This is a genomic window from Klebsiella sp. GG_Kp175, from assembly GCF_040062325.1.
In the GTDB taxonomy this organism is placed as follows: domain Bacteria; phylum Pseudomonadota; class Gammaproteobacteria; order Enterobacterales; family Enterobacteriaceae; genus Klebsiella; species Klebsiella quasipneumoniae.
In genome coordinates this window covers 68,558-91,417 of sequence record NZ_JBEAFX010000036.1, presented here as the reverse complement: position 1 = coordinate 91,417, position 22,860 = coordinate 68,558, and the positions used below count along the sequence as shown (strand labels likewise).

General features: G+C 59.0%; 22 protein-coding genes and 1 pseudogene. 5 read left to right on the top strand and 18 right to left on the bottom strand.

All coding sequences use genetic code 11. The features are described 5' to 3' along the window. The first annotated feature begins 3 nt into the window (after nt 1–3). Nucleotides 4–2,082, top strand: a complete 2,079-nt coding sequence (locus ABLU73_RS24915) for a YccS/YhfK family putative transporter (RefSeq protein WP_032456678.1) — start codon at nt 4–6, stop codon at nt 2,080–2,082. Here the strand turns inward: ABLU73_RS24915 and ABLU73_RS24910 are convergent. From ABLU73_RS24910 to ppiA, 5 genes are all read right to left on the bottom strand, one after another. Then, on the bottom strand, nt 2,072–3,292 hold the full coding sequence (locus ABLU73_RS24910) for an aspartate aminotransferase family protein (protein WP_004202198.1): 1,221 nt from the start codon (nt 3,290–3,292) through the stop codon (nt 2,072–2,074). The genes ABLU73_RS24915 and ABLU73_RS24910 overlap by 11 nt on opposite strands. 89 nt (nt 3,293–3,381) lie before the next feature. Continuing rightward, the gene (gene pabA, locus ABLU73_RS24905) at nt 3,382–3,945 is read right to left on the bottom strand and encodes an aminodeoxychorismate synthase component 2 (RefSeq protein WP_065878821.1); all 564 of its coding nucleotides are present in this window, start codon (nt 3,943–3,945) and stop codon (nt 3,382–3,384) included. A gap of 31 nt (nt 3,946–3,976) precedes the next feature. After that, nucleotides 3,977–4,579 carry a putative adenosine monophosphate-protein transferase Fic gene (locus ABLU73_RS24900; RefSeq protein WP_049116368.1) on the bottom strand — a complete coding sequence of 201 codons (603 nt, stop codon included), beginning with the start codon at nt 4,577–4,579 and terminating at the stop codon, nt 3,977–3,979. Further along, a complete protein-coding gene (locus ABLU73_RS24895; protein ID WP_004202194.1) occupies nt 4,569–4,736 on the bottom strand; it encodes a YhfG family protein in 168 nt (55 codons plus the stop codon). The genes ABLU73_RS24900 and ABLU73_RS24895 overlap by 11 nt, the downstream gene beginning before the upstream one ends. 104 nt (nt 4,737–4,840) lie before the next feature. Beyond that, a complete protein-coding gene (ppiA, locus tag ABLU73_RS24890; protein WP_002920238.1) occupies nt 4,841–5,410 on the bottom strand; it encodes a peptidylprolyl isomerase A in 570 nt (189 codons plus the stop codon). Between the two features lie 276 nt (nt 5,411–5,686). Between ppiA and tsgA the strand changes: the two genes are divergently transcribed. Further along, on the top strand, nt 5,687–6,874 hold the full coding sequence (gene tsgA, locus ABLU73_RS24885; protein WP_004202192.1) for an MFS transporter TsgA: 1,188 nt from the start codon (nt 5,687–5,689) through the stop codon (nt 6,872–6,874). Here the strand turns inward: tsgA and ABLU73_RS24880 are convergent. Next, the gene (locus ABLU73_RS24880; RefSeq protein WP_264923654.1) at nt 6,871–8,193 is read right to left on the bottom strand and encodes a cytosine deaminase; all 1,323 of its coding nucleotides are present in this window, start codon (nt 8,191–8,193) and stop codon (nt 6,871–6,873) included. The two genes, tsgA and ABLU73_RS24880, sit on opposite strands and share 4 nt — an antisense overlap. Nucleotides 8,194–8,431: 238 nt before the next feature. Here ABLU73_RS24880 and nirB point away from each other — a divergent pair, with 238 nt between their 5' ends. From nirB to cysG, 3 genes are all read left to right on the top strand, one after another. Next, a complete protein-coding gene (gene nirB / locus ABLU73_RS24875) occupies nt 8,432–10,975 on the top strand; it encodes a nitrite reductase large subunit NirB (protein ID WP_264923655.1) in 2,544 nt (847 codons plus the stop codon). Next, complete coding sequence (gene nirD / locus ABLU73_RS24870; RefSeq protein ID WP_048295657.1) at nt 10,972–11,298, top strand: nitrite reductase small subunit NirD; 327 nt, start codon at nt 10,972–10,974, stop codon at nt 11,296–11,298. The genes nirB and nirD overlap by 4 nt, the downstream gene beginning before the upstream one ends. Nucleotides 11,299–11,451: 153 nt before the next feature. Then, complete coding sequence (gene cysG, locus ABLU73_RS24865) at nt 11,452–12,825, top strand: siroheme synthase CysG (protein WP_004202185.1); 1,374 nt, start codon at nt 11,452–11,454, stop codon at nt 12,823–12,825. A gap of 74 nt (nt 12,826–12,899) precedes the next feature. Here the strand turns inward: cysG and trpS are convergent, their stop codons facing one another. The 12 genes and pseudogenes from trpS to ABLU73_RS24805 all read right to left on the bottom strand — a co-directional run bounded on the left by trpS (nt 12,900) and on the right by ABLU73_RS24805 (nt 22,854). Next, entirely contained in the window at nt 12,900–13,904 is a 1,005-nt protein-coding gene (gene trpS / locus ABLU73_RS24860; protein WP_023319242.1) for a tryptophan--tRNA ligase, read from the bottom strand. After that, nucleotides 13,897–14,658, bottom strand: a complete 762-nt coding sequence (gph, locus tag ABLU73_RS24855; protein ID WP_004202180.1) for a phosphoglycolate phosphatase — start codon at nt 14,656–14,658, stop codon at nt 13,897–13,899. Before gph ends, trpS begins: the two co-directional genes overlap by 8 nt. Next, nucleotides 14,651–15,328 carry a ribulose-phosphate 3-epimerase gene (rpe, locus tag ABLU73_RS24850; protein WP_004202179.1) on the bottom strand — a complete coding sequence of 226 codons (678 nt, stop codon included), beginning with the start codon at nt 15,326–15,328 and terminating at the stop codon, nt 14,651–14,653. The genes gph and rpe overlap by 8 nt, the downstream gene beginning before the upstream one ends. Before the next feature lie 17 nt (nt 15,329–15,345). Then, nucleotides 15,346–16,173, bottom strand: coding sequence for an adenine-specific DNA-methyltransferase (gene dam / locus ABLU73_RS24845; protein WP_004202178.1), 828 nt, complete (start codon nt 16,171–16,173; stop codon nt 15,346–15,348). 78 nt (nt 16,174–16,251) lie between these two features. After that, nucleotides 16,252–17,547 (bottom strand): cell division protein DamX, encoded by a 1,296-nt coding sequence (gene damX / locus ABLU73_RS24840; RefSeq protein ID WP_080841253.1) that lies wholly within the window; start codon nt 17,545–17,547, stop codon nt 16,252–16,254. An 84-nt stretch (nt 17,548–17,631) separates the two neighbouring features. Then, nucleotides 17,632–18,726, bottom strand: coding sequence for a 3-dehydroquinate synthase (gene aroB / locus ABLU73_RS24835; protein WP_264923657.1), 1,095 nt, complete (start codon nt 18,724–18,726; stop codon nt 17,632–17,634). A gap of 55 nt (nt 18,727–18,781) precedes the next feature. Beyond that, on the bottom strand, nt 18,782–19,303 hold the full coding sequence (gene aroK, locus ABLU73_RS24830) for a shikimate kinase AroK (protein WP_002920267.1): 522 nt from the start codon (nt 19,301–19,303) through the stop codon (nt 18,782–18,784). A gap of 270 nt (nt 19,304–19,573) precedes the next feature. After that, on the bottom strand, nt 19,574–20,812 hold the full coding sequence (hofQ, locus tag ABLU73_RS24825; RefSeq protein WP_126494058.1) for a DNA uptake porin HofQ: 1,239 nt from the start codon (nt 20,810–20,812) through the stop codon (nt 19,574–19,576). Next, on the bottom strand, nt 20,751–21,128 hold the full coding sequence (locus ABLU73_RS24820; protein WP_032456681.1) for a HofP DNA utilization family protein: 378 nt from the start codon (nt 21,126–21,128) through the stop codon (nt 20,751–20,753). The genes hofQ and ABLU73_RS24820 overlap by 62 nt, the downstream gene beginning before the upstream one ends. Further along, nucleotides 21,118–21,546, bottom strand: a complete 429-nt coding sequence (locus ABLU73_RS24815) for a hypothetical protein (protein ID WP_064178584.1) — start codon at nt 21,544–21,546, stop codon at nt 21,118–21,120. The genes ABLU73_RS24820 and ABLU73_RS24815 overlap by 11 nt, the downstream gene beginning before the upstream one ends. After that, a complete protein-coding gene (locus ABLU73_RS24810; RefSeq protein ID WP_049004049.1) occupies nt 21,536–22,069 on the bottom strand; it encodes a PilN domain-containing protein in 534 nt (177 codons plus the stop codon). Before ABLU73_RS24810 ends, ABLU73_RS24815 begins: the two co-directional genes overlap by 11 nt. After that, nucleotides 22,053–22,854 (bottom strand): annotated as a pseudogene (locus tag ABLU73_RS24805) (pilus assembly protein). The gene ABLU73_RS24810 and the pseudogene ABLU73_RS24805 overlap by 17 nt, the downstream one beginning before the upstream one ends. Nucleotides 22,855–22,860: the final 6 nt, after the last annotated feature.

Sequence of the window (22,860 nt, the reverse complement as noted above, 5' to 3'; positions counted from 1 at the left end):
CTCATGTGGCGCAGGCTGATTTACCACCCGGAAGTTAACTATGCACTGCGGCAAACGCTGGTGCTGTGTCTGCCTGTGGCCATCGGTCTTCTGCTCGGCCATCTCCAGCAGGGGCTCCTGTTCTCCTTAGTCCCCGCCTGCTGCAACATCGCCGGCCTCGACACCCCGCATAAGCGCTTTTTTAAACGTCTGATTATCGGCGGCTGTCTGTTTGCCGGATGCAGCCTGGTGGTGCAGCTGCTGCTCGCCCAGGCGATTCCCCTGCCGCTTATTCTCAGCGGCCTGGCGCTATTGCTCGGCGTCACCGCGGAGATCAGTTCGCTGCACGCGCGCCTGCTGCCCGCGTCGCTGATCGCCGCCATTTTTACTCTCAGCCTGGCGGGCAATATGCCCATCTGGGAGCCGCTGCTGATCTACGCCTTCGGCACGCTATGGTACGGCGTGTTTAACTGGTTCTGGTTCTGGCTGTGGCGTGAACAGCCGCTGCGGGAGTCGCTCAGTTTGCTCTACCGGGAACTGGCCAATTATTGCGAAGCCAAATATAGCCTGTTGACCCAGCATACCGATCCCTCGACCGCCCTGCCGCCGCTGCTCATCCGCCAGCAGAAGGTGGTCGATTTAATCACCCAGTGCTATCAGCAGATGCATATGCTGGCCGCCAACCAACGTAACGACCACAAACGTCTTCTGCGGGCGTTCCAGATGGGGCTGGATCTACAGGAGCATATTTCGGTCAGCCTGCATCAGCCGGAAGAGGTGCAAAAACTGGTAGAACGCAGCCATGCCGAAGCGGTGATCCGCTGGAACGCGCAGACCGTCGCCGCCCGTCTGCGGGTGCTGGCGGATGACATGCTCTATCATCGCTTTCCGCAGCGCTTCCAGATGGATAAACAGATCGGCGCCCTGGAAAAGATCGCCCGCCAGCATCCGGACAACCCGGTCGGCCACTTCTGCGCCTGGCACTTCAGCCGCATCGCCCGGGTGCTGCATACCCAGCGCCCGCTGTATGCCCGGGATCTGATGGCTGACAAAGAGCGTCGTTTACCGCTGTTTCCCGCGCTAAAAAACTATCTTTCGCTGAAATCGCCCGCGCTGCGCAATGCCGCCCGCATCAGCGTGATGCTGAGCATCGCCAGCCTGATGGGCAACGCCCTGCATTTGCCGAAGCCCTACTGGATCCTGATGACGGTGCTCTTTGTTACCCAGAATGGCTATGGCGCCACGCGGGTTCGTATTGTCCACCGGGCGGCGGGGACGCTCGCCGGCCTGATCATCGCCGGGCTGACCTTGCACTTTCACGTTCCGGAGAGCTACACCCTGAGCGGGATGCTGCTGATCACACTGCTCAGCTATCTGATTATCCGCAAACACTATGGCTGGGCGATGGTGGGCTTTACGGTGACGGCGGTATATACCCTGCAGCTGCTGACGCTCAACGGCGAACAGTTTATTATCGCCCGGCTGATCGACACGCTGATCGGCTGCCTGATCGCCTTCGGCGGGATGGTCTGGCTGTGGCCGCAGTGGCAGAGCGGCCTGCTGAAAAAAAACGCCCACGATGCGCTGGAGGCCGACCAGCAGGCGATTCGCCTGATCCTCAGCCCCGATCCCAAAGCGCCCGCGCTGGCCTATCAACGTATGCGCGTTAATCAGGCGCACAACGCGCTCTACAACTCCCTGAATCAGGCGATGCAGGAGCCGGGGTTCAATACCCACTACCTGGAAGATATGAAGCTATGGGTGACGCACAGCCAGTTTATCGTCGAACATATCAACGCCATGACCACCCTGGCCCGGGAGCATACGATGCTCACCCCGGATCTTGCCCAGCGCTATCTCGAATCCTGTGAGATTGCCCTGCAGCGCTGTCAGCAGCGGCTGGACAGCGATGGCCCCGGCAGCACAGGGGATGTCAATATTATGGAGTCACCGGAAAGCGAGGTGCCGATCGGTCCGTTAAGCACCCTGGAGCAGCATCTGCAACGCATTCTGGGCCATCTGAACACCATGCACACTATCTCGTCTGTAGCATGGCGTCAGCGGCCGCATCATGGCATCTGGCTACGGAAGATCAGCCGTTAATCACCTTTGCCACTGCCTGGGCAAAGCGTGCCATCCCCTCGGCGATATCCTGCTCTTCGATGATCAGCGAGGGAACAAAACGCATCACGTCCGGCCCGGCGTTAAGCACCATGACGCCGGCTTCCGCAGCGGCATAGAGGAAATCGCGCGCGCGGCCCTTGTGCTGCGGCTTAAGTTCGGCGCCAATCAGCAGGCCCATCCCGCGAATATCACTGAACAGATCAAACTCGGCATCCAGCTGCTGCAGGTGTTTGACGAACAGTTCGCGTTTCGCGTTCACGCCATCCAGCACCGCCGGAGTATTGATCAGATCGAAAGCGGCGTTGGCGACCGCGCAGGCCAGCGGGTTGCCGCCGTAGGTTGACCCATGGGAACCGGCATGGAAGGCGCTGGCGATCTCGTGGGTGGTCAACATGGCGCTGACCGGGAAACCGCCGCCCAGCGCTTTCGCGCTGGTGAGAATATCCGGGGTTACGCCATAGTGCATATAGGCGAACAGCGATCCGGTACGCCCCATACCACACTGCACTTCATCAAAGACTAACAGCGCCTGGTGCTGATCGCACAGTTCGCGCAGTCCCTGCAGGAACGCCGGCGTTGCTGCCGTCACGCCGCCTTCGCCCTGAATCGGCTCCACCACCACCGCGCAGGTGTGGTCATCCATCACCGCTTTTACCGCCTGCAGGTCGTTGAAGGGAACATGGACAATATCCGCCGGTTTAGGGCCGAAACCATCGGAGTACTTCGGCTGCCCACCGACCGAGACGGTAAACAGAGAGCGGCCATGAAAGGCATTATGGAAGGCGATGATTTTGGTTTTATATGGGCTATGGCGGGTCACCGCATAGTGACGCGCCAGCTTAAAGGCTGTTTCATTGGCTTCGGTACCGGAGTTCATAAACACCACTCGCTCGGCGAAGGTGGCATCGACAAGCTTACGTCCCAGGCGCAGCGCTGGCTCATTGGTAAAGACGTTGCTGGTATGCCACAGCGTTTCGCCCTGCTCGTGAAGCGCCGCCACCAGCGCCGGGTGGCAATGGCCCAGCGCCGTCACCGCGATACCGCCGGCGAAATCAATATACTCTTTGCCCTGCTGATCCCAGACGCGGCTGCCTTTCCCCTTTACCGGGATGAATTCTGCCGGTGCATAAATTGGCAAAATAACTTCATCGAATGTGGCGCGGGTGATTGCCGGTTGTTCAGTTGCCATGTCTTGCCCATCCCTCTTCGTTATGCAGATATGATTATGATAATATAATCACAAAATATGCATAAAAAGTCAGTCAATGGCAACCGAAATCACCGCTTAATAAAGTTCGCCAGCAATTGATGGCCCTGTTCGCTAAGGATGCTTTCCGGATGGAACTGCACGCCCTCGAGATCCCAGTCGCGATGACGAATCCCCATAATCTCACCGCTGGCGCTGCGGGCGGTGACGATAAACTCAGGCGGCAGCGTCGGCGGGTCAATCACCAGCGAATGATAGCGGGTCACCGTCAGAGGATTATTCAGCTCCTGAAACACCCCTTCGCCGTTATGCTCGATAAGCGAAGTTTTTCCATGCATCACCTGCGCCGCCCGCACAATGGTCGCGCCAAACGCCTGGGCTATCGCCTGATGCCCGAGGCAGACGCCCAGCAGCGGCGTTTTCCCTGCATAGTGACGGATTACTGAGAGGGAAATCCCCGCTTCATCCGGCGTACAGGGACCGGGCGAAATCACCATCTTCTCCGGCGCCAGCGACGCTATCTCCTCCAGCGTCAACGCATCGTTGCGCTTGACCAGCACTTCCGCCCCCAGTTCGCAAAAGTACTGATACAGATTCCAGGTGAAAGAGTCATAGTTATCGATAAGCAGGATCATAGCGGCTCCGGAACAATCAAACCGGGCTATTCTACTCAGATTCCCGCGCTTCGCTTACCACTTTGCGAAAGATCGCCGCCAGCGGGTCCGGATCGCCCATCGCGCCCTGCTGGCAGGCGGTGCTCCAGGCGGCAGGATCGACGTCACGCCAGTCAAGAAGGTAGCCGGCATGTATCGCCAGCTGTTCAAAGAAAATGCGCTGGGTCAGGCCATTGCCGAGACGAAAAGGGTGCAGCACATTAATTTCACCATAGAACCAGCTCAGGCGTTCGATAAAGGTATCCCGCGGCAGGCCGCAGAGATAATCCTCCTGCTCCAGGGCCTGCATCAGGGCGTTCCCTTCCTCTTCGATGCGGGCAAAGTGACAGAACGGCGTATCACCCAGGTAGAGGTTCACTTCACGCAGCCTACCCGCCCAGTCAAACAGATCCTGATACAGCTGATGATGAATAGCGCACAGATAGGGTAAGCCGCGCACCCGCGGCCCCAGCGGCAGGGTAGCCGCCCGCAGCGACGTCATCTCCAGGGCAGCCTGCTGCAGAGTATTGGCCTGGCGGATGCCGAGGCGGTTGCGCAGGACGTTCAGGGCCGGATAGAGGTAAGGATCGCGTTCATCGCCAAATTTATCGCTCATACTCCCTCCGCAGCGTCGCGAGGCGCGCCTGCGCCTCCTCGGCAGTCAGCGTAACCAGTGGCACCGATACGCCTTCGAGGCGACGGCTGGCCTGAAAATTGCTATTACGTGTCTGTTCCCAGAGTCGGGATTTTTGCTTATCGGTGAGTGGACGCATCGTCGCCCCCTTATCGTCCCCTGTGTGCCACAAGTATAAGCAGCAATTACAGGTTATGCCGGGAGGCAACCGGCGCGGCGATAGACTACCGCGCCGTGGGAAGATTAGGGCAGCACTTTCGCAGAGAGGATAACGACCGGTTTAGTCGGCACATTCTGGTATGGGCCGACGTTATGGGTCTGAACCTGGGAGATCTTATCCGCAACGTCCATGCCTTTCACTACCTTGCCAAACACCGCATAGCCAAAGTCGCGCTGGCCATGGTCGAGGAAGGCGTTATCCGCCACGTTGATGAAGAACTGGCTGGTGGCGCTATCCTGATCGGCGGTACGCGCCATGGCGATGGTGCCGCGGGTGTTGCGCAAGCCGTTGTCTGCTTCATTTTTGATCGGCGGGTTAGGCTGTTTCTGCTGCATCTGCTCGTTAAAGCCGCCGCCCTGCACCATGAATCCCGGGATCACGCGATGGAAGGTAGTGTTGTTGTAGAAGCCGCTGTTAACGTACTTCAGGAAGTTATCCACGGAAATCGGGGCTTTCTGGCTGTTTAACTCAAGCTCAATGTTACCTGCCGAGGTGGTCAGCAGCACATGCGGATCGCCCTTTGCCGCCATGGCCGGGGAGAACGCTGAAATGGCGAAAACGGCAGCCATCGCCGCCAGTGTTGATTTGAGCATGGAAAATCCTTAACGGAGCAGAATAAAAGCGAGTGCCTTGATTCTAAAGAGCCTTTGCATCCTGGGCCAGCCTTTTACCAAATTTTACTTAGCTGTAATAATTGTAACCGCGCAAACGTTCTCCCTGGCGCCGAAAAAACGTGATTCAAGTCACATTAAAACATGCAAAAGATAACGTATTTCACAATAAACATTTAATTACATCACCTGAACGACTAAAATCTGTCCGCCCGGCGCGGCGTCAACGCGCTTTACCTTTCTATTCACAGGCCAGTCATGACTAACAGCAACCGTATTAAGCTCACATGGATCAGCTTCTTCTCCTACGCCCTGACCGGCGCGTTGGTGATCGTCACCGGGATGGTGATGGGTAACATTGCGGATTATTTCCATCTGCCCGTTTCCAGTATGAGCAACACCTTTACCTTTCTGAACGCCGGTATTCTGATCTCCATCTTCCTCAATGCCTGGCTGATGGAGATCGTGCCGCTGAAAACTCAGCTGCGTTTTGGCTTTATTTTGATGGTGCTGGCGGTGGCCGGCCTGATGCTCAGCCACAGCCTGGCGCTGTTCTCCGCATCAATGTTCGTTCTCGGCCTGGTGAGCGGGATCACCATGTCGATCGGGACCTTCCTGATCACCCATATGTATGAAGGCCGTCAGCGCGGGGCGCGTCTGCTGTTTACCGACTCCTTCTTTAGCATGGCGGGAATGATTTTCCCGATGGTCGCCGCGGTCCTGCTGGCGCGCAGCATCGAGTGGTACTGGGTCTACGCCTGTATCGGTCTGGTGTATGTCGCTATTTTCGTCCTGACATTCGGCTGTGACTTCCCGGTACTCGGCAAAAAAGCGCAGAGCGAAAACAGCCAGCCGGTGGTGAAAGAGAAGTGGGGCATCGGCGTGCTGTTCCTCTCCGTCGCGGCGCTGTGCTATATCCTCGGTCAGCTGGGCTTTATCTCCTGGGTACCGGAATATGCCAAGAGCCTTGGCATGAGCCTCGGCGATGCCGGCAAGCTGGTGAGCGATTTCTGGATGTCCTACATGATCGGCATGTGGTCATTCAGCTTTATCCTGCGCTTCTTCGACCTGCAGCGCATCTTAACCGTCCTCGCCGGCCTCGCGACGGTGCTGATGTACCTGTTTATCAATGGTTCGCCGGAGCATATGCCGTGGTTTATTCTGACCCTGGGCTTCTTCTCCAGCGCCATCTACACCTCGATCATTACGCTCGGTTCGCAGCAAACTAAAGTCGCTTCACCAAAGCTGGTGAACTTTATCCTCACCTGCGGCACCATCGGCACCATGCTGACTTTCGTGGTCACCGGCCCGATTGTGGCGGCCAGCGGTCCGCTGGCCGCGCTGCACACCGCTAACGGCCTCTACGCCGTGGTGTTCGTGATGTGCTTTATCCTCGGCTTCGTCTCCCGTCACCGCCAGAACAACGCTCAGGCGGCGTCTCACTAAGCCTTCGGCCCCTTTGCGTCCGCAAGGGGGCTGTTTCTCATAAAAGAAAGCTCCTCGCCACCGCGGTCGGTCTGGATCCAGGTTTGCGCCAGTTGGGTGGTCGCAATCACCCTTCCCTCGCGAATTGACCAGCGCACCGGCACCTGGCAGCGTACCGCCTCAAAGCCATTCTCCGCCGGCAGAATGATCAGGTTAGCCGGATTGCCGCTGACGATGCCGTAATCCGTCAGGCCAAACGTGCGGGCGCTGTTGTCGGTGACAAGCTGCAGGCCGTCGTTAATTTGCTGGTAGCCCATCAGCTGGCAAACGTGGAGCCCCATATGCAGGACCTGCAGCATATTACCGGTCCCCAGCGGGTACCACGGGTCAAAGACATCATCATGACCAAAGCAAACGTTGATCCCCGCCGCCATCAGCTCCTTCACCCGGGTAATGCCTCGTCGCTTCGGGTAGTCGTCAAACCGGCCCTGCAGATGAATATTGACCAGCGGATTGGCGACAAAATTGATGCCGGAGAGCTTAAGCAGGCGGAACAAGCGCGAGGTATAAGCGCCATTATAGGAGTGCATGGCGGTGGTATGGCTGGCCGTCACCCGCGGCCCTATTCCCGCTTTTAACGCCAGCGCGGCAACGGTTTCCACAAAGCGCGACTGTTCATCGTCAATTTCATCGCAGTGAATATCCAGCGGGCGGTCATATTTCCGCGCCAGCCGGAAAGCGATATGCAGCGATTCCACCCCATATTCACGGGTGAACTCAAAGTGCGGGATCGCCCCGACGACATCCGCCCCCAGCTTCAGGGCCTCTTCCAGCAGCGCCTCGCCGTTGGGGTAAGAGAGGATCCCCTCCTGCGGAAAAGCGACAATCTGCAGCTCGACCCATGGCGCCACCTCCTGTTTGACCTCCAGCATCGCCTTCAGCGCCGTCAACGTCGGATCGGAGACATCGACATGGGTACGGACAAACTGCACGCCATTGGCGATCTGCCACTTGAGGGTTTTCCACGCCCGGGCTTTAACGTCTTCATGGCTGAGCAGCGCTTTCCGCTCCGCCCAGCGCTCAATCCCCTCAAACAGAGTGCCGGACTGGTTCCAGTTTGGCTCGCCGGCCGTCTGGGTGGTATCCAGATGGATATGCGGCTCAATAAAAGGCGGGCTCGCCAGCCCGCCGCGAGCGTTCAACACCTCGTAGCTTTCGTCCTGCGCCTCCCCCATCGGCGTGATCTCGCCAAAGCGCCCCTTATCTATCGCTATCTGCCACAGGCCGTCGCGGTCTGCCAGGCGTACGTTCTGAATCAACCAAAGCGGCGCTGCTGTCATATCAACCTCTCCATTCAATACGGCTTGTTTTCTACTCAACCCCAATCGCGACCCACCCAATTCTTGTACACAAAATCAGCAAAAAGGAAAAGTCAGCGTTTTCCACAACTTAGAAAAATACAGACAAATCAATTATATACCCATTAAGTGGTAGGTGAAGTTGTCATTGATTTGCATCAATAAGCCTGATGGCTGAATCGTTAAGGTAGGCGGTAATAGAAAAGAAATCGAGGCAAAAATGAGCAAAGTCAGAATCGCTATTATCGGTAACGGCATGGTTGGCCATCGCTTTATCGAAGAGCTTCTTGATAAGGCGCCTGCCGGACAATTCGACATTACCGTGTTCTGTGAAGAGCCGCGTATCGCCTACGACCGTGTCCACCTGTCGTCTTATTTCTCCCACCATACCGCAGAAGAGCTGTCGCTGGTCCGCGAAGGCTTCTATGAGAAACACGGCGTCAAGGTGCTGGTCGGCGAAAGGGCCATCACCATCAACCGCCAGGAGAAGGTGATCCACTCCAGCGCCGGGCGCACAGTGTTCTACGACAAGCTGATCATGGCGACCGGCTCATACCCCTGGATCCCGCCGATTAAAGGCGCGGAAACCCAGGATTGCTTTGTCTATCGCACCATTGAAGATCTCAACGCCATTGAATCCTGCGCCCGTCGCAGTAAACGCGGCGCGGTGGTCGGCGGCGGTCTGCTCGGCCTCGAAGCCGCAGGCGCGCTGAAAAACCTCGGCGTGGAAACCCATGTTATCGAGTTCGCGCCGATGCTGATGGCCGAGCAGCTCGACCATATGGGCGGCGAGCAGCTGCGGCGCAAAATTGAAAGCATGGGCGTGAAAGTTCACACCAGTAAAAACACCAAAGAGATCGTTCAGCAGGGCATCGAGGCGCGCAAAACCATGCGCTTCGCCGACGGTAGCGAGCTGCAGGTCGATTTCATCGTCTTCTCTACCGGGATCCGCCCGCGCGATAAACTGGCCACCCAGTGTGGGCTGGCGGTTGCCCAGCGCGGCGGCATCATGGTCAACGATAGCTGCCAGACCTCCGACCCGGATATCTATGCCATCGGCGAATGCGCCAGCTGGAACAACCGCGTGTATGGCCTCGTCGCGCCGGGTTATAAAATGGCCCAGGTGGCCGTCGATCACCTCCTCGGCAGTGAAAACAGCTTCACCGGCGCCGACCTCAGCGCCAAGCTGAAGCTGCTGGGCGTGGACGTGGGCGGCATCGGCGATGCCCACGGCCGCACGCCGGGCGCCCGCAGCTACGTCTATCTTGACGAAAGCAAAGAAGTCTATAAGCGTCTGATCGTCAGCGCCGACAACAAAACCCTGCTCGGCGCGGTGCTGGTCGGCGACACCAGCGACTACGGCAACCTGCTGCAGCTGGTGCTCAACGCCATCGAGCTGCCGGAGAATCCGGATTCGCTGATCCTCCCGGCCCACGCCGGCAGCGGCAAGCCGTCGATCGGCGTCGATAAACTGCCGGACAGCGCGCAAATCTGCTCCTGCTTCGACGTCAGCAAAGGCGACCTGATCGCCGCCATCAACAAAGGCTGCCATACCGTCGCGGCGCTGAAAGCGGAAACCAAGGCCGGTACCGGCTGCGGCGGCTGTATCCCGCTGGTCACCCAGGTGCTCAACGCCGAGCTGGCGAAACAGGGCATCGAGGTCAACAACAACCTGTGCGAGCACTTCGCTTACTCCCGCCAGGAGCTGTTCCACCTGATCCGCGTGGAAGGCATCAAAACCTTCGACGAACTGCTGGCCAAACACGGCCAGGGCTACGGCTGTGAAGTTTGTAAACCGACCGTCGGCTCCCTGCTGGCTTCCTGCTGGAATGAGTACATCCTCAAGCCTCAGCACACGCCGCTGCAGGACACCAACGACAACTTCCTCGCCAACATCCAGAAAGATGGCACCTACTCGGTCATTCCGCGCTCCGCGGGCGGCGAAATCACCCCGGAAGGGCTGGTCGCCGTGGGCCGTATCGCTCGTGAATTCAATCTGTACACCAAAATCACCGGCTCCCAGCGCATCGGCCTGTTTGGCGCGCAGAAAGACGACCTGCCGGAGATCTGGCGGCAGCTGATTGAAGCGGGCTTCGAAACCGGCCACGCCTACGCCAAAGCGCTGCGGATGGCGAAAACCTGCGTCGGCAGCACCTGGTGCCGCTACGGGGTCGGCGACAGCGTCGGCTTCGGCGTCGAACTGGAAAACCGCTACAAAGGCATCCGCACCCCGCACAAAATGAAGTTCGGCGTCTCCGGCTGCACCCGCGAATGCGCGGAAGCCCAGGGCAAAGACGTCGGGATCATCGCCACCGAGAAAGGCTGGAACCTGTACGTATGCGGTAACGGGGGGATGAAGCCGCGCCACGCCGATCTGCTGGCCGCGGACCTCGATCGCGAGACGCTGATTACGTATCTCGACCGCTTTATGATGTTCTACATCCGCACCGCCGATAAGCTGACCCGCACCGCGCCGTGGCTGGACAACATGGAAGGCGGGATCGACTATCTGCGCAGCGTGATCATTGATGACAAGCTCGGTCTGAACGACCATCTGGAAGAGGAGCTGGCTCGCCTGCGCGCCGCCTTCGCCTGCGAGTGGACCGAGACCGTCAATAACCCGGCGGCGCAGACTCGCTTCAAACACTTTATCAACAGCGACCAGCGCGACCCGAACGTTCAGGTGGTGCCGGAACGTGACCAGCATCGCCCGGCCACGCCGTATGAGCGTATCCCGGTTACTCTGGTGGAGGAAAAAGCATGAGCCAGTGGGTAAACATCTGCAAAATTGACGACATCCTGCCCGCCACCGGCGTCTGCGCCCTGCTCGGTCAGCAGCAGGTGGCGATCTTCCGTCCCTATCATGACGACAGGGTGTTCGCCATCAGCAACATTGATCCGTTCTTTAACGCCAGCGTACTGTCTCGCGGAATTATCGCCGAGCATGACGGCGCCCTGTGGGTTGCCAGTCCGCTGAAAAAGCAGCGCTTTCGCCTGAGCGACGGGCTGTGCATGGAAGATGAGAGCCACTCCATCGCCCGTTTCGACGCCCGGGTAAAAGACGGCCACGTTCAGCTTAAAGCGTGAGTCCCGCTTCCTCCCCCCGGTCACGGGGGGAGATATAAGTAACACTTCTGACCGACAGCGCATGAGTGCGGGATATGTCGCATGTTTTGTATTACCTTTGCTGCTATTCTACGACCACTCACTTTCTACCCCTTATTTTTATGAGGTTATTCTGTGGATCACTTACCCATATTCTGCCAGTTACGCCAGCGGGATTGTTTACTGGTTGGCGGCGGGGATGTCGCCGAACGCAAGGCCCGTCTGCTGCTGGATGCTGGCGCAAACGTCACGGTCAATGCGCTCGACTTTACCCCTCAGTTTCAGGTGTGGGCCGATTCACAGATGCTGACCCTGGTGCAGGGGGAGTTTATCCCCTCGCTGCTGGACAACTGCTGGCTGGCCATCGCCGCTACCGATAATGAAACGGTGAACCAGCAGGTCAGCGACGCGGCCGAAGCGCGGCGTATTTTCTGTAACGTGGTGGATGCCCCGCGCCAGGCCAGCTTTATCATGCCGTCGATCATCGACCGCTCGCCGCTGATGGTCGCCGTCTCCTCGGGCGGGACATCACCGGTGCTGGCGCGCCTGCTGCGCGAGAAGCTGGAGTCAATCTTACCCCTGCATCTTGGTCAGCTGGCCCGCTACGCCGGCCATCTGCGCGCTCGCGTCAAGCAGCAGTTTGCCACCGTAGGCGAACGCCGACGCTTCTGGGAGAAGCTGTTCGTTAACGACCGCCTGGCGCAGTCGCTGGCCAATGATGATCGGCAGGCGGTGGCGGATACCACCGAGCAACTGCTGACCGAGCCGTTAGAGCATCGCGGCGAGGTCGTCCTGGTTGGCGCCGGCCCCGGTGACGCCGGGCTGCTCACGCTCAAAGGCCTGCAGCAGATCCAGCAGGCCGACGTGGTGGTCTATGACCGACTGGTCTCCGACGACATCATGAATCTGGTGCGCCGCGATGCCGACCGGGTGTTCGTTGGCAAGCGCTCAGGCTATCACTGCGTGCCTCAGGAGGAGATCAACCAGATCCTGCTGCGCGAAGCGCAAAAAGGAAGACGCGTGGTCCGGCTGAAAGGCGGCGATCCCTTTATCTTTGGCCGCGGCGGAGAGGAGCTGGAGACCCTCTGCGAGGCGGGCATCCCCTTCTCGGTTGTGCCAGGCATCACCGCCGCCTCCGGCTGCTCCGCCTACTCGGGGATCCCGTTGACCCATCGCGATTTCGCCCAGGGCGTGCGCCTGGTCACCGGCCATCTGAAAACCGGCGGCGAGCTGGACTGGGCGAACCTGGCGGTGGAGAAGCAGACTCTGGTGTTCTACATGGGTCTGAACCAGGCGCCGGCGATCCGCGAGAAGCTTATCGCCCACGGCATGGCGGAAGATATGCCTGCCGCCATCGTCGAGAACGGCACCGCCGTGACGCAAAAAGTGGTCAGCGGCACCTTAGGACAGCTGGATATTCTGGCGCAGCAGATGGCCAGCCCGGCGCTGATCATTGTCGGCCGGGTGGTCGGCCTGCGGGATAAACTGAACTGGTTCTCGAACCACTAACCTTCGCCTCGCGGCGTGAACGACAGGCATAAAAAAGGGCGGGATAATCCCGCCCTGTTTACCTGTTGCGTCGCTTACGGCTTGGCGACAAAGCCAATCGCTTCGTATACCGCTTTCAGGGTTTGAGAAGCCCGCGCGCTGGCCTTTTCTGCGCCGTCTTTCATCACCTGATTGAGAAACGCTTCGTCGTTACGGAAACGGTGATAGCGCTCCTGCAGGTCAATCAGCATGCCCGATACCGCGTCGGCGACTTCGCCTTTCAGGTGGCCATACATTTTGCCTTCGAAGTGCTGCTCCAGCTCAGGAATGGTTTTCCCGGTGACCGCGGAGAGGATATCCAGCAGGTTGGAGACGCCCGCTTTCTCTTTCAGGTCGTAGCGCACCACCGGCGGCTCGTCGGAATCGGTGACCGCACGTTTGATCTTCTTGACCACCGATTTCGGGTCTTCCAGCAGGCCGATGACGTTGTTGCGGTTGTCGTCGGACTTGGACATCTTTTTCGTCGGCTCCAGCAGCGACATCACGCGCGCGCCGGATTTAGGGATAAACGGCTCAGGCACTTTAAAAATATCGCCGTAGATGGCGTTAAAACGCTGGGCGATATCGCGACTCAGTTCAAGGTGCTGTTTCTGATCTTCGCCCACCGGAACCTGGTTGGTCTGGTACAGCAGGATGTCAGCGGCCATCAGTACCGGATAATCAAACAGACCGGCGTTGATGTTCTCCGCGTAGCGCGCGGACTTGTCTTTAAACTGGGTCATGCGGCTCAGTTCGCCGAAATAGGTGTAGCAGTTCAACGCCCAGCCTAACTGGGCGTGTTCCGGCACGTGCGACTGAACGAAGATAGTGCTTTTCTGCGGGTCGATGCCGCAGGCCAGATACAGCGCCAGGGTGTCCAGCGTCGCCTTACGCAGCTGCTGCGGATCCTGGCGCACGGTGATGGCGTGCTGATCCACGATGCAATAGATGCAGTGGTAATCGTCCTGCATGTTTACCCACTGACGCAGCGCACCCATGTAGTTGCCAATGGTCAGTTCACCTGAGGGCTGTGCGCCACTAAAAACGATGGGCTTAGTCATGTTTCAATTCCTGAGTTTCACTGTGCGGTAACCCGAGAGCGGGTAAGAGTTCATTAAACTGGTCGAAGAGATAGTCCGGCTCGCTCAGCGCAAGCGGTTCGCCATAGTTATAACCGTAGGTCAGGCCAACCGAGCAGCAGCCAGCCGCTTTGGCCGCCTGAATATCATTACGTGAATCGCCGACGAACAGCAGCGCCTCCGGCGTCAGGCCGAGCTTTTGCGCTACCAGCAGCAGCGGTTCCGGATGCGGCTTTTTGTTCTGGACGTCATCGCCGCCGATCACCACGGTAAAATATTTCGCAATATCGAGCGCGTCCAGCAGCGGGGCGACGAACGGCGTCGGCTTATTGGTCACCAACGCCAGCGGCAGACCTTTGCCCTGCAGCGCGCCGAGCGTATCGGCCACTGCCGGAAACAGGAAACTGCCCTCTTCCGCCGCTTCGGCGTAATAGCGGTCAAACAGTTTACGCAAAATGCGCAGCTGTTCGTCTTGCGGAATATCATGATCGTCGACGGAAGGCTTGCCCATCGCCGCACGTAACGTGGCACGCTCCTGGCGAGCCCAGCTCAGCGCCCGCTCCATCAGGACATCGGCGCCGTTGCCGATCCAGGTTACGACGCGCTCTTCTCCCGCCACCGGCAGTTCCAGGGCGTAGAGGGCGTTATCAACGGCGGCGGTCAGACCCGGCGCGCTGTCCACTAGCGTGCCGTCGAGATCAAACGCGATGCCGCGGATCGCCTGTAATTTATCCATGACTCACCTTCGCTAATTCACTACGCATTTGATCAATCACTTTCTTGTAGTCCGGCTGGCCGAAGATCGCCGAACCGGCAACGAACATATCCGCGCCCGCCGCGGCGATTTCGCCGATATTGCTCGCTTTCACCCCGCCATCCACTTCCAGACGGATGTCGTAGCCGGACGCATCGATGCGCTGGCGCACTTCACGTAGTTTATCCAGCGTCTGGGGAATAAAGGACTGGCCGCCAAACCCCGGGTTAACCGACATCAGCAGGATGACGTCCAGCTTATCCATCACATAATCGAGATAGCTCAGCGGCGTCGCGGGGTTAAACACCAGGCCCGCTTTACAGCCGTGCTCTTTGATAAGCTGCAGGCTGCGGTCGACGTGTTCGGAGGCTTCCGGGTGGAAGGTGATGATGCTGGCGCCAGCTTCGGCAAAATCAGGAATGATGCGGTCGACCGGCTTCACCATCAGGTGGACGTCGATCGGCGCGGTAATACCGTAGTTACGCAGCGACTTCAGCACCATCGGGCCAATCGTCAGGTTCGGCACGTAGTGGTTGTCCATGACGTCGAAGTGCACGACATCCGCACCCGCCGCCAGCGCCTTCGCGGTATCCTCACCCAGACGGGCAAAATCAGCCGACAGAATCGAAGGGGCAATCAAATACTGCTTCATCCGCATCTCCTTGAAATTTATTTGGTCTTAGGCGGACGGTAGAGCGCTAAGAGCTCGTCCACCTTTTTACGCGTACCACCGTTGCTGCTGATGCTGCGCCGAACCTTCACAATATGCGTTTCTGCCGCGTTTTTATACCACTCCTGCGTCAACGGCGTGCGGTGGTTGGAAATCAGCACCGGGATCCGTTTCTTCATCAGCGATTCCGCCTTTTGCGCCAGCAGCACCTGTTGCTCCAGGTTGAAACTGTTGGTGTGGTAGGCGGTAAAGTTCGCCGTCGCCGTCAACGGCGCATAGGGCGGATCGCAATACACCACCGTGCGGCTATCCGCACGCTGCATGCACTCTTCATAAGATTCGCAGTAAAACTCAGCGTTTTGCGCCTTGTCGGCAAAATGATAGAGCTCAGCCTCGGGGAAATAGGGCTTCTTATAGCGGCCAAACGGCACATTGAACTCGCCGCGCAAATTGTAGCGACACAGGCCGTTGTAACCGTGACGGTTCAGATACAGGAACAGCACCGCGCGACGCAGCGGGTCCTGGCTCTGATTGAACTCATCACGGTACTGGTAGTAGCGCTCAGCGACGTTATTTTCCGGGGTAAACATCTCGCGGGCGGCAGCGACATACTCGTCGGTGCGCAATTTGACGATGTTGTACAGGCCGATTAAATCACTGTTGATATCCGCGAGGATATAACGAGAAAAGTCGGTATTGAGAAATACCGACCCGGCGCCCACAAAGGGCTCGATTAAGCACTCACCTTCCGGCAAATGCTTTTTAATATCGTCAAGCAGGGGGTACTTCCCCCCTGCCCACTTTAGAAAAGCGCGATTCTTTTTCATGCTGCCTAACTAATTACACGTTCTCCGGCTGTGGAGAAAGCTCCGACAGCATCCTGCGCTTAAGACTACCCCACGGCATTATTTCAGATCAGCCTGAACCTGATGCAGTGGTTTTGCCCATGGATTTTTCGCCTGCACGTCCGGCGGCAGCGAGGTGACCGCGCGTTTCGCTTCATCTTTCGATGAATAGATACCGCTCACCAGCACGTACCACGGTTGGCCGTTACGCGATGTTTCATAGACAACATATCTGTCCAGCTTCTCTTTCTTCGCCCAGTTGTTCAGGTTTTCATAGTTAGAGGAGCTGCTGAGCTGCAGGGTATAGTTACCCGACGGCGCAGATTTCATCGAGCTGACGTCGCCTGCCGTTTTACCGCTCTTCGCCGCCGGCGCTGCCGCGGCCGCCGTTGCGGCTGGCGCAGCAGTGGTCGTGGTTGCTGGTGCTGCAGGTTTACTCTGCGCGGTGGCTACCGGTTTGCTTTCCGCGACGGTCGTTTTCGCCGGGGCAGTGGTCACCGCGCTTTCAACATGCTTCGGCTGAACCGACTTCGTTTCTACCGGCGCTTTTGCCACCGCCTGTGGTTTCGGCTGCGGCTTCGCTTCGATGACGGTGTGCTTACGCTCAGCAGGACGCGGCGTTGCCGCCGTCTGACGTTCGGTCGTCTGGCGCGGCGCCGCGGTGCCACTGGCGCCATTACGGATCGGCGCGACGGTTGCCGGTTCAGTTGGCAGCGTCGAGTTAGCTACGGCGCCGTCCAGCTGGCCCTGCTGCTGGGTCAACGCATTATTCAGATCGCCCTGAACTTCAACGCGCTGCTGGCCCTGCGGCTCTGCCGCGGCCTGGCCCTGGGTCGGGTTCGCGGCAATAGGCGGTACCGTGACGTCCTGCTGTGTGGTGGTATTGGCGGCAGTCTGATCCTGGCCGGCAGCTGGCGTGCTGGTGGACTGGTCGTCAGACAGATTAATGCTCTTCTCGCCGGAAGCGGTCTGCTGGCTGGAAGAAGATGGCGATTTCAGCGCGGAACCGATACCCACGATTAACAGCAACAGTACCAGAATGCCCACGCCCATCATGATGTACTGGCGGGAAGCGGGTTTCGCCGGCGCTTTTTTACGCTTACGCGGACGACGCTCTACAGGCTGCTCTTCGAGCATCTCCTCATCTTCCGCATCCAGTTCTTCTTCGAATTCTTCCTCTTCACGCTCACGACGGGCCTTGCCGGCGCGCGTCGGACGGCCTTCATCGGCATCAAGATCGACATCGTCAAAATTGATCTGCGGATCGGCATCACGCTCGGAAGACTGACGGGAACGACCAGCACGACGATCGTTGCGATCGGCTTTCATATCGTCTTCTGGTTTGAAATCATCCATTTAACACCCCACTAAAAGGCTTATGCTCACGATTATTGCACATCACCCGAAATGATAACGCCGCGCGAACGCGGCCAGACCTTCTTATTGTTGCGCCTGCTGAGTGTCAGCAATCGCGCCAAGAACCACATCGTGCGGCACTCCGCCGCGCAGCTCGCTGCTTCCTATTGCGAGCGGGAGCACCAGCCGCATTTCGCCAGCCAGTACTTTCTTATCGCGCATCATATGGGGCAAATACGCCTGCGCACGCATTTCCTGCGGGCCGCGTACCGGTAAGCCTGCACACTTGAGCAGATCGATAAGGCGCTGAGTATCCTGCTCGCGGAACTGCCCCAGCCGTTCGGACGTATGCGCCGCCATCACCATACCTGCCGCCACCGCTTCGCCGTGCAGCCAGTTACCGTAGCCCATTTCCGCTTCGATAGCATGGCCGAAGGTATGTCCAAGATTGAGTAAAGCACGTAACCCGGTTTCACGCTCGTCGGCAGCCACAACTTCCGCTTTCAGCTCACAGCAGCGGCGAATGCAGTACGCCATGGCCTTTTCATCCAACGCCAGCAAGGCATCAATGTTGTTTTCCAGCCAGCTGAAGAAGGCGCCGTCGAGGATCACCCCATACTTGATGACCTCAGCCAGTCCGGAAGCGAGTTCGCGCTTCGGCAGCGTCTTCAGACAGTTAAGATCAACCACCACGGAAACCGGCTGCCAGAAGGCGCCAATCATGTTTTTGCCGAGAGGGTGGTTCACTGCGGTTTTGCCGCCGACCGACGAGTCGACCTGCGACAGCAGGGTGGTAGGGACCTGGATAAAACGCACGCCGCGCTGATAGCTTGCCGCGGCGAAACCGGTTAAATCACCGACAACACCGCCGCCGAGCGCCACCAGCGTGGTGTCGCGGCCATGGGGTTTTTGCAACAGCGCGGTAAATACGGTATCCATTACCGCCAGGCTTTTATACTGCTCGCCGTCGGGCAGGACTACGCTGTCAACGTTGACCCCTGCCTGCTCAAGCGCAGAGCGGACGGTATCCAGATAAAGCGGCGCCAGCGTTTCGTTGGTGACCAGCATAGCCTGGTCGCCCGACTTAAGTGGCAGGAAGGAAGCTGGATCGTTGAACAAACCAGCCGCGATGGTAATCGGGTAACTACGTTCCCCGAGGGTAACAGTAAGCCTCTCCATAACGCGACATCCACCTCAGTGACTTTTACTCTGACGCACTTTTATTAAGCCAGAATCAGTTGCTTTCCAGCATATGAATAATCTGGTTCGCGACGACTTTCGCACTCTGATCGTCTGTGCGGATAGTCACATCGGCGATCTCTTCATACAGCGGGTTACGCTCGTCAGCCAGCGCTTCCAGTACTTCACGAGGCGGCGCATCGACTTGTAGCAAAGGACGCTTTTTATCGCGCTGCGTACGGGCCAACTGCTTCTCGATCGTTGTTTCCAGGTAGACCACCACGCCGCGGGCGGAGAGACGGTTACGCGTTTCACGGGATTTTACAGAGCCGCCGCCAGTCGCCAGCACAATTCCCTGTTTTTCCGTCAACTCATTGATAATTTTTTCTTCACGGTCGCGGAAGCCTTCTTCGCCTTCAACATCGAAGACCCAGCCCACATCAGCGCCAGTGCGTTTCTCAATCTCTTGATCGGAATCGTAAAATTCCATGTTGAGCTGTTGGGCTAACTGGCGCCCAATAGTGCTTTTGCCGGCACCCATGGGCCCAACCAGAAAGATATTGCGTTTCTCTGCCATTTTTTCGGTACTACTAAGACTATTCGTTAATGATAAACCCGCTTCGCAGACACCCAGCGCCGCAGGGCATGAACTGAAACCTCATATGCAATAGAGCGAGAGTCAGACTAAAAATTATCTCAATACTCCGGCTGGTTTGGCAACTGAATAAAATCGCCGGACAATAAAGGGAGGATTGATGTCGTACCCGACTCTCAAATCGGTACCCCTTGTATGCTAAATCCGTCCTCACGTCAAACACCTGAAACGTGTTTAGCATGAAAAACCTGCTTAACGTACTGCCAGAATCCGTGGCGTAATAAAGACAACCAGTTCACGGCGTTCATTATCTTTCCCGTCGCGGCGAAACAGACGCCCCAGCACCGGGATATCGCCAAGCAGCGGGACGCTGTCGCGGGCGGTTTTGTTTTTCTGCGAAAAGATGCCGCCCAACGCCAGGGTCTCGCCGCTGCGGACTTCCACCAGGGTCTCGATCTCCTGTTTATCAATGGCCAGCGCCTCGCCGTTATCCTGCTTCAGCACCTGGCCTGGCGTGTTCTCGCTTATTCGCAGCTTCAACCGCACTCTCCCCTGCTGCAGCACCGTCGGCGTCACCTCCATGCCCAGCACCGCCTCTTTAAACTCCACCGACGTGGCGCCGCTTTCACCGCTGGAGACCTGATAGGGGATCTCGCTCCCCTGCTTGATACTGGCGGGCTGCATATGAGAGGCGAGCAAACGAGGACTGGCGATAATCTCGACCTGCTGCTTGCGCTCCAGCGCGGAAAGCTCCAGCTCAAGCAAGCGCCCGTTAATTTTGCCGATGTTAAAGCCTGCGCGGGTGCTGGCGTCGTTGACTGACAGATCGCTGCTTAGGGTGGTGATGTGCCCGGATCCCGGCGTGCTTTCAGCCTCCGCCAGCCGCCATTTCACCCCCAGTTCACGCAGGCTGGTTTCGCTCATTGACACGATATGGGCGGCCAGCTCCACCTGTCCGACCGGCAGATCCATCTCCTGCGCCCAGGCCTTCAGCGCCGGCAGATGGCGGGCATCATCGCGGATCAGCAGCCGATTGGTCCGCTTGTCCGCCATCAGGTTTCCCCGGGCGCTAAGCAACTTACCGCCGCTTTTAGCCAGCTCCTCGGCATCGGCATAGTGCAGGGTCACGCTCTCCGCCCACAGCGGCAGGTTCTGCAGACGTTTCTCCTGTTCCGCTTCGCGCTGCGCCAGGTTGGCCTTTTGCCAGGCCTGCGTATGTGCGTAGATGACCGTTCCCTGCTGTTGCAAAGAGAGGCCTGCGCTATCCGCCACTGCCCGCAGCGCCTGGGTCCAGGGAACCTTCTGCAGGCGCAGGGAGAGCGTGCCGCTGACGTCCGGTGCGACAACGAGATTCTTCTGGTTCATTTCGGCCAGGGCTTGCAGCACCTGGGCCACTGGCGCGTCGTCAACGACCAGCGAAACCGGCTTATCATTTCGCGCGGCGACCACCGCCAGCGGTAGCAGCAAAAGCAGGCTTATCCATCGCATCATCTTGTTTTCCTTTACGTTGCCAGCGCCACGCTGGCGGTTCACATCCCGGAGGCGTGACGATGTCCAGTTCACTGTCCGTCAGCCGGTTCACCCGCCAGCCCGTGGGCAATTGGTCATCCAGGCGCACCCGTCGCCACGTGCCGCTTCCGTCCTGCAAAAAACCCATCCAGCCTGCACCATCGCCGGCCGCGCCGCCATAACGCCATTGCGACAGCTGCGCCGCGCGGCAGGGATCCTCAACCGGCTGAAAAGGATCGCGCTCGGCCGCCAGCAGCGACAGCGGCAACCACAGCAAAACCCAGCATTTACCGACCATCTTCCGCCTCCAGCTGCAGCCGCATGCGCAGCGCCTGCCCCTCGCGCTCCAGCGAGAACGAACGCGGGTTCATCCCGCTGCGCGCCAGCCATGAAAACAGAGCGGGTACCGTCGGCCAGGAGAGAGCCAGCTCCATCTCTCCGCCGCTCCCCTGCGGATGCCAGGCGATTAGCTTCGCCCCGGCGAGCGGAATGGCTATGGGCGAGAACGGCTGCTTGTCGATGCGCTCCCCGGATCTTTCACCGTCAGGGATGCGCAGCGCCATGATCCGCCGCCACTGCGTTTGCAGAGCGCCATCGCGGGACAGCGCCGCCAGCGGCGGCCGGGCATCGCGCCAAAGCGCCACGCCGCCCCCCGTCAGCCCCATCGCGAGCAGGATCAGCAGCCCCGCCCGGGTGCGCAGGGTATTAATCCTCATCGGCGCGCGCTCCCGACAGGGTGAAACTGAACCGCCAGCGCCCCTCGGCGTCGCGCTGCGTTCCGCCGGCTTTAGCCGGTGCGAATCCCGTGACGCTGGCCAGAGAAGCCTCCACTCCGGCCAGCGCCTGCAAATTGAGGGCCAGGCCATCCAGCGTCAGGCGCGCCCCCTGGTACTCCAGCCGCGTCAGCCATGCCTGAGCGGGCAGGTCCGCCGCGAGCGCCATTAGTCGGGGTTGCCAGGCAGCGATCGTCGATCTGCGCTGGAGCTGCTGGCGCTGGCGTTGATGCTGCTGCCACGCTTCGCGCATCGCCTGTTCACGTTGTTTGAGCGAGGCGAGCAGCGCTGCGTCGGCCGTCGCGTGGAGCCTCGCCAGGGCGTCGCGCTGTAGACCAGCCGTTCGCCCCACCAGCAGGATCATCCCCGCCAGCAGCACGATACCGATGGCTAACAACAGGGTGTAGCGCAGGCGCTGGCGGCGACGCAGGTCACGCCAGGGGAGAAGATTAACGACATGCGTCATGGCGCCCGCCCCCCCAGCGCCAGCCCAAGGGCAATGGCGTAGCGATCGCCATCGGCTGGCAGCGGAGGCTGCCGGCGGTGAACCACCTGCCAGACATCAAAACGACTGGCCTCGTCGCCCGCGTCAGCGCACAAGCGCAGAGGAACCTGAAGCTGCCCCGCCAGCTGGCTCAAGGACCCTATCGCATCGCAGGCGTCACAGCCCCAGGCCTCATGGGTCGCCCATAGCCAGTGCTTTTCATCCCGCCACGCCAGGCCTTGCTCTGCTGCCGTCACCCAGGGGAAAAAAGCGCCGAGCGCGCTGGCATCCGGTACGATGGCAGCTACCCGCAGCCGCAACCGCCCTGCCAGCTCCCGCAGAACATTGATATCCAGCCGCTGCGCCGCCGTAACCTGCCAGCCGTCATTTCGCGAGGTGGGCGCATAATCAATACAGAGAGAGGAGGCGGGCATCGCCAGCTGCTGGGTCATGGCGCTGGCTATCCACGTCGCCTGTTCCCGCTCTCGCAGGGCGAACTGGGGATAAGGCACGCGTTTTTGCAGCGTGCGAGCCGCGGGAAAGGCGATATTGATCTGATGCTGTACCGGTAGCTCCCGCCGCCAGGCTGCCAGCCGTGAGCCGAGGGCGCTGACGTCCGCCACCATCCCCTGCCGCACCAGGCCTGGCGGCAGCGGAATGCGCCACCAGCGGCGCAGCGCCCAGTGTGAGCGCTCAAACAGTAGCGCGACAATGGCAATGCTATCTTGTTGGATATGCATTCCGATCCGCCAGTTTCTGAAAGCCATGCTTAC